Raw genomic sequence first — 12,714 nt, 5'->3', positions numbered from 1 at the left:
TTCAGCTTCTCGGTGGGAAAACGCCCTGCAGCGCGATGCAAAAATAGAATGTCAGATACGGCATCATATTGTTGTGCGGCTGGGCGCCGCCGGCCGTTGTCAACATACCGTCGCTCATCGGTGTCAGCGCCGGTGTTGGCGATCCGGGAACATAAGCAAACGCGCCGCCGGACTTGCCAAGAATTCTCGAGGGGCTTGGAACTTGAACATCGGCCGTGTCCTGGGTTCCTACCATGACATTGTGCGAGTGCGCCGGCATTTCGCTCTCGAGCAGCGTGACCGTCTCCGAGCCGCCTGTCTCGCCTAGGTCATGCAGCGACAAGCCCGGTCCCTGGCCCGGATGCATCGGCGAGCGGCCCTGCAGATCGGGCAAGGCAAAGGTGGACTTGCCGTTGCCACCATAGGTGGTGCCGAGCAAAGAAAACAGCGCCGTGTTCTGCGACAGTGGCAGCAACTGCCCATCGCACAATGCCCAGCCCTTGGGCGCAAAATTGAACGGAAAGATGCGGATTTCGGCGATGAACGGGTCGGCCATGGCGGTCCTCTTAAGTCGGCGACGGGAAAATTCCGAACAGCGAGATGATGAAATCGACGCAGAGATAGGGCTGGAAATTGTCGTGTGGTTGGCTGCCGCCGACTGGCGACACCATGGTTGCCGCCATTGCGCCATCGGGGCTTTGGCCATCGATGTACATGAAGATCGTCCCGGTGGTTTGATCGAGAACGTTTCCTCCCGGGTTGGCCGACGTGCCAGTCTGTGTTGATGCCAACAACCCGTGTGAGTGCGCTGGAATTTGATTGGTTGTAAGTGTGATCGATTCCGCGCCACCGGTTTCAGCCAGAATGAAACCATTGCCCTGATGGATGGGTAGGCGGCCGCGCAGGTCGGGTAATGCGAAGGTCGCTTCGCCATCTCCGCCATATGTGGTGCCGATCAACTGGAACAAGGTCTCGTTTTCCGAGATCGGTAAAAGTTGGCCTTCGCAGAACATCCAGCCGGCCGGAGCAAAGTTGCCAGCGAACATGCGGATCTCGCCAACATAGGGTTGTGCCATGGTCGCGCTTCCTTTAGTTCGGCGATGGGAATATGCCCTGCAGGGCAATGCAGAAGCTGAGCGTTAGGAATGGCTGCATATTCAAATGCGCCTGCGATCCGCCAACATTGGCGATGCTAGCTGGATGCAGCGACGTCAAGTTGGCTGGCTGACGGTAGCCATTGTTGAAGGCGCCGAGGAAATTTCCAAAATTCGTGGGGGTAGTCCCGTTACCGTTGGTGGCGTTTGCCAGGTGAGGATGTGTCGGCAACTCCGAAATCGACAAGGTATGCTCTTGTTCGCCTCCTCGTTCTCCCAGTGTGTGTCCTTGGCCAACATGTATCGGCGCACGGCTTCGCAGATCCGGCAACGCGAAATTCACTCTCCCGTCGCCGCCGAACGTAGTGCCGAGCAACGAAAACAGCGCCTGGTTCTGATTGATCGGAAGAAGCTGGCCGTTGCATAACGCCCAACCCTTGGGCGCGAAAACGAACGACAGCATGCGGATTTCAGACAGAAACGGCTCTGACATTCAGCGTCCCTCATTTCCATTCATGACTATACACGAGCCAATGTAGAAATCTATCAGTAATACTGTCTCATAAATGCTATATAGATATTATTCTACGTGACACTCAACAAACAGTTAGTATTCAACAAAACGTCACTATGTTTTTTGACCGATCAGCTCAAAAATCGAGCTGGCGCCAGCCGGTCCGATTCGTTGCATGCCATCGACAGCCCTGCGCTACGGCGCCGAGAAGAATCCGCTGCCCGCAAGACCGGTGACCACGCTGACCGTCGGAGAACCAGCGTTGTACGTCTGGACGAAACTTGTAATTGCTGCCGTATCCGTTGGCGCACCGCCGTAGCTGAAGCCTCCGCCCGCATGCAACCCGACATGCACGTTGAAACGCTGGCGAAGACGAATATCCGTGCCTCCGTTTGCACCGGACCCGGTAAAGTTGTTGGTCAAAGCCCCTGGGCCGCCAAGGGTCAGCGAAACCGTCTGTGCATCGTTTGTGACTGTGCCGGCGTTGAGCAAGAAGCCATTGGTGCCAAACGTGCCGGGATTGCTGACCGTATTGCCCTGTACGACGGCGGTGAGTTGGGCGTTGCCGCCATTCGCGGCGTCGCCGGTCTGTATGAAAATACCGGAATTGTTATATTGATAGACTGCATTGTTGGTGATCGTCACGCTCGACGCGGCCCCGCCGTCGGTGACGAATCCGATGCCGGACCCTTGTGCCGACCCACTGTCCGTTACCCCTGCGACACCGATCGTGTTGGAATCGATTGTACCGGTGAACGAACCGGTTCCCGAGCCCGAGCTAATACCGAGAGCGGAACCAAGGGCGTCGCGCATCGTGTTGTGGGCGATGTTGAAGGTCAGGTTGGCGTGGTCGCCGGCGCCGCCAGAGCTGATCGTGATGCCGCCGCCGCCGGAAACTATGTTGCCATTGTTGTTGGTCAGCTTATTGCCGAGCAATGCCGTTCCGCCGCCAAACACAAGATCCGAACTGACACCACCGTGGAGGTCCATCTGGAACAGGTCGCCACGCGCTGAAGTAAATGTCGAGCCCTGGATGGTCGCGTTGAACACACCGTCCGTCGCCTGGAAGACCAGCGCGTCGTTGGAGAGATTTCCTGCGCCCGTCAGCGTCCCAAACGTCGAGCCCGTGATGGTTATCCTGTTGAGGGTCTGTCCGGCATTGTTGAAGACGTGGAAGGCGTCATAGGCCGCACCGGTAAAGGTGGAGTTCGTAACGGTCGCAGAACCGGTCAGGCCCGTGAAGTAGGCATCACCTTCGCCGACGCCACCCTGCAGCGTGCCGTTGGTGCCGTTGATGACCACCTGATTGAGCGTCATCCCGGCCACGTTGTTGCCAAAAATGCCGAAATTCTGGAAGTCGTTCATCTGCACGTTGGCAAGCTGCACGTCTGTCGTGTTGTTGAGATAGATACCGACGCCTTGTGAGGTGGAGCCGTCGGCGCCCGTCTTGTTAGCAATGCTGCCGCCACTCCCGACCGTCGTGCCGACACCTGTCACATGCAGGCCGCCGCTAGATCCGGTGTTGTCGAGGATGATGCCGGTCGCGCTGCCACCATTCGACGTGATGCTCTGGAAGGTCACATCGCTGGCCCCAATCGTCGTGTTGGCGACATTCAGCGCCGTAGCGTTGCCCGAATTGATCGTGCTGCCCGACCCGGTGGCGCTGATCGTGCCGCCACCGGTCGCGTTGAACCCGATGGTGTTGCTGGCCGACGTGTTGATGGTCAGCACGCTGGTGAAGTTGATATTGGTGCCGTTGGTGCCGCCATTGCTCGTCAGGCTGATGCCGTCGCTGGAGCCGTTCGACGTTATGGCGGCGTCAAAGGAGATCGTGCTGGCGCCGCCGGCGGTGCCGGTGTGGTTCAGGACATTGATCGCGACAGCATTGGCGCTGTGGTTGATCGTGCCGTTGTAGTCGACATTGGCCGAGCCACCCGAAACCACGAATGCCGTGCCCGTCGCGCCTGTCAGCGTGCCCGAGCCGAGGGCGACGGTGCCGGTCACGTTGGTCAGGTTGACACTATTGGCGCCGCCGCTCGAATTGGTCGCGCTGAACGTGACCCCTGCGGCAACACCGTTCAGTGCGACGGCCTGTGCAGCCGTGGAACTCACGGTTCCGGTGGTGACGTTGACCGTGCCACCATTGCTGGCGCTGAAGCCAGTCGTGCCGTTGGTGGCGATGGCGAGGTTGGAGAAGCTGACCGTCGAGGCGGTGGCATTGTTGTCGATCGAAACGGCGGTGCCGGTCAGCACCAAGCTGCTGCCGAAATCAACGCCGCCGGTGAAGCTGACCGTGTTGGCCGCCGTCGCGCCGGAAACGCTGATGCCGCTCGCCGCGCCATTCGCCACGACCGCGCCGGCAAAGGCGAAGCTGCCGCCACTGCGGTTCGCGATGGTGACCGCCGTGCCACCCGACGTGCTGGCAACGAAGCTCGCCGCATCGAACGCGATGGCAGCGTTGCCGCCGGTAACCTTGATGCCGCCGCCGGCGCCGCCCGTGACATCGACATTGGCGCCGGTGATCGTGCCTTGCGGGCCGGTCCCCCCGCCGAAGACGATGCCGGTGCCGGTCGACGCCGTGGTGACGTTGAGGTTGGCCAGCGTCGTGGTGCCGGTCGTGTTGCGGATATCGAAGGCGATCCCGGTAGCGCCGGTGCTGCTGACATTGGTGATGGTGGTGTTGAGCGCGTTGACGATGACGTCGGTGGCGTTACCGGCGAATGTCACATGGTCGATCGCCGTGCTGGTCGACGGCGTGATCTCGACGCCGGCGGTGGCGAAGTTCCGGATCGTCATGTGGCTGATGATGTTGCCGGAAGCGCCGCCGCCATTGTCCTTGATGCCCCGCGCCGCGCCTGCGGGGCTGCCGTCGAGAGTGAAGCCGTCGATGAAGTTGCCGCTGGCGCCGAGCGTGATGGCATTGCTGCCGGCACTCGTCGTCAGCGTGGCGGCGCCATCGGCCGTGGCATCGACGATCGAGATGTTGTTGTTGGCAAGCTGGATAGTGGATGGCACCGTCATCGCCAGATTGATGTTGCCATTGCCAAAGCCGCGCACCTGCTCGCCGGTGGCCAGCACCAGCGTGTTGTCCGCACCGCTGCTTGTCGCGGTGATGGTCCCGCCGTCGTTGACCAGCACCAGGACATCGCTCGTTACCGCCGCCGCTTCCGCCGTCGACAGCGTCGTCAGATTGTTCTGGTCGCGGCCGGTTCCGTCGCCGGTGGCGCTGGCGCCGACGAAATAGATCTTGCCGACGCCGAAGCCGAGGCCGGGGCTGGCGGCAAAGTTGACATCCTGGAAGTTATAAGTCCCGGCGGCTGGCGCGCTGGAGGCGTCGATGCCGACAGTGGCGGCGATGGTCGAATTCTGGTCGGTCGCCGATTCGCCGTCGCCATAGGTGAAGGCAAGGTTGGTGGCGCTGTCGAGGTACACGCCGGTGTTGACGCCGGAGATGCTCGAGCTGGCGCCGCCCGCAACGGCGTCGCCGAGGCGCACGACCTGGGCGCCGGTGGCACCGCGCAGGTCGACGCCGATCGAGGTGCCGGCGCCAATCGTGTTGGTGACATCGAAATCATTGGCCGTGATCGGCGCGTTGATGGCGGCGCCGTTGAGGTCGAAGGCCACGGCCGTAGTGCTGGTCAGGCCGATGCTCAGCGAGTTGAAATTGAGCCCCGCGCCGAGTGTGCCGGTGACGTCCACACCACGTGAACTGATGCCTTGCAGGTCGACCGTGCCGAGATTGATGGCACCGCCGGATGAAGCGACGTTTGTGAGCGCGATGCCGGTGGTCACGCCGCCGCTGGTTGAAACCGAGTTGAAGTTGATGCCGCTGCCAACGGTCACGGCGTTGAGGCTGAGCGCGTTCTCGGTCGACGTGATCGTGTTGGTGGTGCCGGCCACGCTGATCGTGCCGCCGGCCTGGGCGGCGAAGCCGACGCCGCTGGTCGTGTTGATGGCCAGGCCACCATTGCTGAAATCGATGGTGCCATTGGTGTTGCCGACCAGGTTGACGCCGGCGGTCGCACCCGACTGGATCTGCTTGCTGAGGCCGGAGAAGGCGACAGTTGCCGCGGTGCCGTTGTTGATGTTGGCCACGACGATATTGCCGCCGCCGGCAGCGTTCGTATCGCTCAGATTGCCTGACAGTGTCACCGAGCCGCCGGTCAGTTCCTGGATCGAGACGGCTGCACCCAATCCGGCGCTGACGATGGTGCCGGCGTAGGAAATATCAGCGTTGCCGCCGCTGAGATCGGTGCCCGAGCCGACATTGAAGGCGGCGCCCGCGCCCAGGTTGTTCAGCGTGCCGGTGCCGAGATCGAGCGAGCCGGTCAGATTCTGCAGATTGATGCCGTGGCCGGCGCCGAAGGAGGCGCTGGTCGAGGTCAAGGTGCCGTTGACGTTTGCCGAAGTGATGTCGACGGCCTCGCCGGCCTGCGCGGTGATGGTCTTTGTGCCGCCACCCGTGAAGCTCAAGCTCGTATTGGCGGGCGTGGCGCCACCGACAGCACGCAAACCGGTGCCGGTGCCGGTGGTGATCGCCAGCGTGCCATCGAAGGTGGCTGACGTGGCGCCGGTTGCGTTCTCGATGTTGACGCCGCGGCCGAACGACTGGGAATTGTCGATCGTCGTGTTGCCGAACGTGTAGGTGCCGGCCGAATTGAGGATTTCGATGCCGGCGCCGTTGGAAGTTGTCACGGTGACTGCGTCGAGGTCGACCGCGCCGCCGCTGGCGCCGCTGATCAGCACGCCCTGTGTGCCCGCGTTGGTCGAAGCGACACTGTCGAAATGGACACCGCCAGCGCCGAGTGTGCCCTGCAGCGACAATGCCGTCTGGCCGGTCCCGTCGATCGTCGTCGTGCCGGCATCGGCAACGGTCAGGCTGTTCAGCCCGGCAAGGCTGAGGCCGGTGGCGGTCGATGCCGCGATGGCGAGGCCGCCGTCGAAATTGACCGCCGCCGCCCCGCTACCGCTCGAAATCGCCACGCCGCCGCCATTGATGGTGACCTGGTCGGTGAAAGTCACCGAACCGCCGGTGCGGTTGGCGATGGTGATGCCGCCACCGGTCAGCGTGCCTGCCGGTCCGGCGTTGGGCAGGAAGCCGCGCGAGACCGAGATGGTGCCGGTGCCGCCATTCACGTCGAGCAGGGCACCGGCGACGTTGATGTTGTTGTTGATGACCGACAGATTGCCATCAAGGCCGGCAACCTGGACGGCCCTCTGGCCCACCGAGACATTGCTGATCGTCACGCCTTCGATGGTGATGCCGCTGGCATTGCTGAAGCCGACCGCGCCCTGGTCGATGAGGAAGGCAGCGCCGGTGGCGCCGCTGAAGTCGAAGGCGGTGTTACGCACGGCATTGTCGCCGAGCAGCTCCATGAGATTGGCCGTGCCGCTGACCACGGCCTCGCCGCCGGTGATATTGCCCCCGGTGGCGCCGAGATTACCCTGGACATTGGCCGGCTGGATCGTGCCGGTCGAAACGACGCTGCTATTGCCGAAGCCGGCAATGGTCTGTCCTGAGTCGAGCGTGAAGGCGGTGGCGCCGAGATCGATCGTGCCGACGAAGACGAAGTTCTGCGCGCCGGTCAGCGCATCGGCTGCGGCGAGCGAGATGGAGTTGACGCCCGTGCTGAGATTGCCCGTCGTGCCGGCCGCGATGAAGCCGCCCGATTGCGAAACCAGGGTGACCGAACCGGGCGCCGTGGCCAGATTGGCGCTGCCGGTGAAGGACACGTCGTCGAAATCATAGCTGCCCTTCGTCGGATCGAGCCCGACGGTGTTGACGGTGTAGCCGCCGGATGCCGCGATGATGAAGGATTCAAGCCCGTCGGTCGAATCGCCGTCGCCGAAGGTAAAGGTGGCATTGGCAGTGGTCGCGGTGCTGAGGCCCGACGACAGGTCGACGCCGATGCCGACATTGTCGATCTTGGAACCTTGCAGGAAGGTGATAGTCTTATTGCCCGTCGTCGACGACAGGTCGATACCGCGTGAGGTCAAGTCGCCGGTGCCGGTGATCGTGGTCAGGCCGAAACCGGCGGTCGTGGACGATCCGCTGAAGTCGATGCCGGTCTGGTTGGCGCCGACATTGCTGATAGTCGTGGTACCGAACAGGACGTTGGCATTGGTGCCGCTGAAATTGATGCCGGCCGTGTTGGCGGACGCGCCCAGCGTCACGGTGGTCACGCCCGAGAACGTCACCGGGCCGGCATTGTTGCTGATGTTTATGCCATCGCCGCCGGCGGTGGTGAGGTCGAGCCCGCCGGTGAAATTGATTGCGCTGCCATTGCCGCTCAAGTCGATCGCGTTGGCCGCACCGGTGCTCGCGGTGATCTTGCCGGCGAAAGTGGCGCTGCCGCCGGTCAGGCCGGAGATCTTGACTGCGTTGGCCGCCGTCGCCTGGTTGATCGTACCGTTATAGGTGACGTTGGGCGTCGCGACGTTGATGTTGAAGGCTACATCGCCCGTATTGGTGATGGAACTCGCGGCCCCGAAAGTCAGCGTGCCACTCGAGCCGGTCCAGATAGCGACGCCCCCGCCGCCGCCACTGATGTCGAGGTCGTCGAAGGTGGCCGTGCCGTCGAAATCATTGGCGAACAGCCCGACATTGGCGGCATTGGCGATCGTCGTGCTGCCGGTGAAATTGACCGTCGCGCTCGAATTGGCTAGCGCGATGCCGGTTTGGCTTGCGTTCTGGATGTCAAGATCGTCGACGGAGACCGTGCCCGTCACGCTATTGAGGAAAAGACCTATCCCGGCACTGCTGACCGTCACGCCGTTGATCGTTGCGCCGTTGACGCCCAATCCGTAGATGGCAAAGCCGGCGCTGCTGACGGTGAGGTTCTCGACGACGTTGCCGTTGGCCAGGTCGATGGTCTTGCCGGCCGCATTGTTGAGCGTCGCACCGCCATTGCCGAAGGGGTCGTCCTGCACCTGCGTGCCGCTGATGACATTCGCACCGGTGACATTGGCGGGCGGCGAGCCAAGGCTCACGGAAGCGCCATTGGCGAAGGACACGATCGATTGGCCGTCGGCCAGCGTAAAGCCGTCGGCATCGGTGTCGATGTTTCCGGCCCCGTTGTTGACCAGAACGAAGATGGTGTTGGCCGGGGCCGCCAGCGCGTCCGCCGCGGTGGCGTTGATCAGGTCGTTGACGGTCGAGCCATCGCCTAGGCCCGTGTTGGCGGCGCCGACGTAGATGACATTGGCGATGTCGAACAGCTGCGGACCGTTGAGCACCGTGGTGTTGAAGGCATAGGTGCCGCTGCCTGGCGACAGGCCGCGCATGTCGAGCGATGCCGTCGTGCCGGTGATGATCGCGCCGCCGGCGGCGCCGAACGAGAAGGTCGTGTTGGCGGTGGTTCCGGACGCGCCATGCGTGCCCATCTGCACGCCGGTGTCGGCCGAAATGGCGCCGGTGCCGATTGTCACCGAGCCGCCGGTGGTGCCGGAAAGATCGATGCCTGTCGACGTGGCGCCGCCGAAAATGTTGAGCGAAGTGGCGGTGAAGGTCGACTGACTGCCCGACAGGTCGAGCCCGGTGGCCTCGACGCCGCCAATGTTGGTATTGCCAAAGCTGATCGTGCCGTTGACACCCTGGACGTCGATGCCGTTGAGGCCCGGGAGACCGATTTCCGTATAGCCAAAGCTGACGGCGCCGCTGTTGGCGCTGAGCGCGATGCCATTGCCGAGCACCTGGGTGACGAACACGTCGCCGCTGAACCCGACCGTTGCAGCGCTGCCGCTGACCGAGATTCCATCGCCCGTGGTGCTGTCGATTGTCGTCGGGCCGGTAACGCTGAAGCTGCCGGTGACGCCCGAAAGGCTGACGCCGGTGGTGCCGCCGACCTGGCCGATACCCCCAAGAGTGACGCCAAGCCCGATATTTGCCGCCGAGAAGGCGGATGTGGTGTTGTTGAACAGGCTCCCGCCCGTCGTCGACAGTGTGCCGGCGCCGGTCGACGTCGCGCTGACGCCGCTGCCGCCATTGCCGTCCGAATTGAGCGCGCCGAACCCATAGGTTCCGTTGCCGTTGATCAGCAGGCCGTCGCCAGCGTTGCTCGACAGGGTCGTCGTGCCACCGAAAGCGTAGGTGCCGTCGCCCTGGATCGACAGGCCCGCGCCGCCATTGCCGCTGGAGCCGAGGTTGGTGCCGGAAACGGTGTTGGTGCCGTCGAACAGCACGCCGCTCATGCCTGCGCCGGAAACATCCACGCCGGAGATCGTTACCGTACTGACGCCGTTGCCGTAGATGCCGTAGCCGGCGCCGCCGGAAATGTTGAGGTCGAGCACCGCCGTATTGTTGGCCAGCGTCACGACGTTGCCGCTGGAAGCGGTCAGCGTCGCCGCGCCGCCGCCGGGGTCCGAGACGATCTGGTCGTGCTCGACATTGTCGCCGGTGACGTTGATCGGAATGCCGCCGAGCGAGAAGCTACGTCCGTTGCCGAACGAGCCCAGTGTCTGGCCGTCGTCCAGCGTGAAACCACTGCCAGCGTCGATCGGCGTGTTGGCCGGATTGTTGACCAGCACGAAGATCGCGTCGCTGTCGTGATTGTTGTTGGCGGTGATCGCCGATGCGAGATTTGACAGCGATGACCCATCGCCGCTGCCGGTCGCCGCGGCGCCGACGAAGATGACGTTCTGCACGTCGAACAGCTGTGGGCCGACAAGGTCGGTCGGGCCGAACGCATAGAGCCCAAGCGTCTGGTTCAGCCCGCGCGCGTCGAGTGATGCGACCGTGCCCGTGATCGTGCCGCCGCCGAAGGAGAACGATGTGTTCGCACTCGCACCCGCCGCGCCATGCGTGCCCAATTGCACGCCGGTGCCGACGGCGATGGTGCCGCTGCCGATGGCCACCGATCCGCCGGTGGCGCCCGAAAGGTCGATGCCCGTCGATGTGCCGGCGCCGGTGATGTCGAGCAGCAGGGCGGTGAATGTCGATGTGCTGCCCGACAGGTCGAGCCCGGTATTGCCGCTGACAAGCTCCGATATGTAGACGTTGCCGAAGCCGATCTTGCCGTTGATCCCCGAGACGTCGATGCCGCCCGCATTCGGCGCCTGGATCGTCACATCGCCGCCGAAGCGGATCTCAGCCGGCGAATTGGTGATCTGGATCGCCACTCCGGTCGTGTTCTTGGTCGTGGTCGTGCCGGTGACGGTGAACTTGCCCGAGACCTGATCGAGCACCACGCCCGCCGGACCGCCGTTCTGGTCGATCGAATCCAGCACCACATGCGCGGTGATCGGATCGATGAAGACAGCCATACCGCCATTGCCGGAGATGGCGCCGCCGGTGGTGGTGACCGTGCCGCCTGTTGACGTGCCCTGCACGGTGATGCCGCGGTCGGCGTTGTCCTTCGCATTGACGGTGGCGAAGGTGTAGGTGCCCTTGCCGGTGATATCGAGGCCGTCGTCGAGATTGCCCTGCAGCAATGTCGTGCCGGTAAAATTGTAGGTGCCGTCGCCTTCGATGTGCAGGCCGTCGAGGCCGTTGCCGGTCGCGGTGAAATTGGAACCGGTGATGCCGGTCGAGCTGCCCGTGAAGTCGGCGCCGTTGCCGCCTGCGCCAGTGACCGTGACATTGGTCAGCGTCGCGCCGGTGATGTTGTCGCCCAGGATGCCATCGCCGCCGCCGGTGATGGTGATGCCGTTGAGCGTGTTGCCATTGCCCAGCGTTATGACCGGGTTGGCGACGTTGGTGCCCTGGATCGTGCCGTCGCTGCCGCCCAGGTTGAAGGTGCTGGTGCCGCCGCCAAAAAGCTTGGCGGTGACGCTTTCGCCGCCGCCGATGACGGTCTGGCCATCGGCGGGCGTCACACCGTCGGTTGTCAAATTGCCGCTGCCGCCGAGCGCTACCACAAACCCGCCGCCGCCGGCCTTGGTGACGGCATCGTCCAATGTTGTCGGATCGGCTTGGGTGCCTGCGCCCGCCAAGCCGCCATCGGCAAAGTAGAATTTTCCGAAGGCCGCATTGGAGGCGGCGTTGATGGCGACGCGCGTCGTCGATCCGCCGTTCAGTTCCTGCGACTGGATCCTGACGCCGATATCGCCGCGCACCCGCTCGTTGACGCGTTTGCGCAGGCCTTCGCTGACCGGATAGACCGGCTCCGGCCCGCTGCCGGCCCCATTGTCGACGCCGCTGTCGGCATTGTCCGAACCGTGGCCTGGATTGAACGGGATGTTCAGCCGCACACTGCCGGCGAACTGGGTGTCGTCGCGATTGTCGTTGCGGACCTCGCCGGCGAGCACCAGTTCGGTGCCGCTGCCGAAGACATCGCCGATCGTGTATTCGAACCCCGCCTTGGCGCCGGTGACGCTGTGGTCGTTGTCGTGCGGATCCTCGAAACGATAGCCGCCGATGTCCAGCCGCAGCGAATGCTTGTCGGGTAGGTTGACCGGCACCTGCGCGCCGATCTCGCCTTCGATACCCCATGCCGCGTAGTCGCGATGGTCGAGGACCGAAATCTGCTCCAACAGCTGGTTGCCGACCATCGACAGCGTCGAACTCGACGAGTGATCGGTGTGGTCGCCCTTGATTGGCAGATAGACGTTCACATGCGCGTCGAAATGCGGCGTGATCGCCTCGGCGCCCAGCGTGGCTGATGTGAACTGGTTGGAGTTATAGTTCTCGACGTTGAGATAGGCGTAGCCGCCGATCATCAGGTCAGGGTTGACGATGCGGCGAATGCCGAGGCCGACATCCTGGCCGAAACTGTCCTTGAAATCATGCTTGGCCCGGACATCCAGGAACAGCACTGATTCGGCCGTCTGCTTGAGCGGGATGAAGCCTTCGAGCGCGGCGTTGCCGCCATTGTTGTCGGCGCCGATGATGGCGCGGATCTGCGGCTGCCACAGCCCGTTCGGGTCGCCATGGGCGGCCATGCCGGAAAGGCCGATCGCCAATGTCGTAAGCGCCGTCGTCTTCCACAGATGCCTTGCAATTCGTGAACTGCGATAGCCGGCGCGCACGTGGAAATCCTCCCCATGCGCCGCCGCCCCACCAACTTGCCGAGAATTCTCGGTAGTTCCCATCCCTGGCGAGTCCTTCCGGGACTACACGTGCCCCGTGTAAATTCTTACTCGAATTCTATTGTATAGCGAGTCTCTGGCCCTTCAATTTCTAGAAGTTTC

Annotated in this window: 4 protein-coding genes; all 4 read right to left on the bottom strand. The window is 63.2% G+C overall.

The window, feature by feature from the left end:
- Position 1 precedes the first annotated feature (1 nt).
- The 4 genes from NKJ89_RS08675 to NKJ89_RS08660 all read right to left on the bottom strand — a co-directional run bounded on the left by NKJ89_RS08675 (position 2) and on the right by NKJ89_RS08660 (position 12,615).
- Complete coding sequence (locus NKJ89_RS08675; RefSeq protein WP_352601609.1) at positions 2-535, bottom strand: phage tail protein; 534 nt, start codon at positions 533-535, stop codon at positions 2-4.
- Between the two features lie 10 nt (positions 536-545).
- On the bottom strand, positions 546-1,055 hold the full coding sequence (locus tag NKJ89_RS08670; RefSeq protein ID WP_352601607.1) for a phage tail protein: 510 nt from the start codon (positions 1,053-1,055) through the stop codon (positions 546-548).
- A gap of 13 nt (positions 1,056-1,068) precedes the next feature.
- Positions 1,069-1,566, bottom strand: coding sequence for a phage tail protein (locus NKJ89_RS08665; protein WP_352601605.1), 498 nt, complete (start codon positions 1,564-1,566; stop codon positions 1,069-1,071).
- 216 nt (positions 1,567-1,782) lie between these two features.
- Complete coding sequence (locus NKJ89_RS08660; protein ID WP_352601603.1) at positions 1,783-12,615, bottom strand: inverse autotransporter beta domain-containing protein; 10,833 nt, start codon at positions 12,613-12,615, stop codon at positions 1,783-1,785.
- Between the last annotated feature and the right edge of the window lie 99 nt (positions 12,616-12,714).

This window comes from Mesorhizobium sp. M0047 (genome assembly GCF_040323315.1).
Lineage (GTDB): Bacteria > Pseudomonadota > Alphaproteobacteria > Rhizobiales > Rhizobiaceae > Mesorhizobium.
This window is presented reverse-complemented; position numbering and strand designations above follow the sequence as displayed.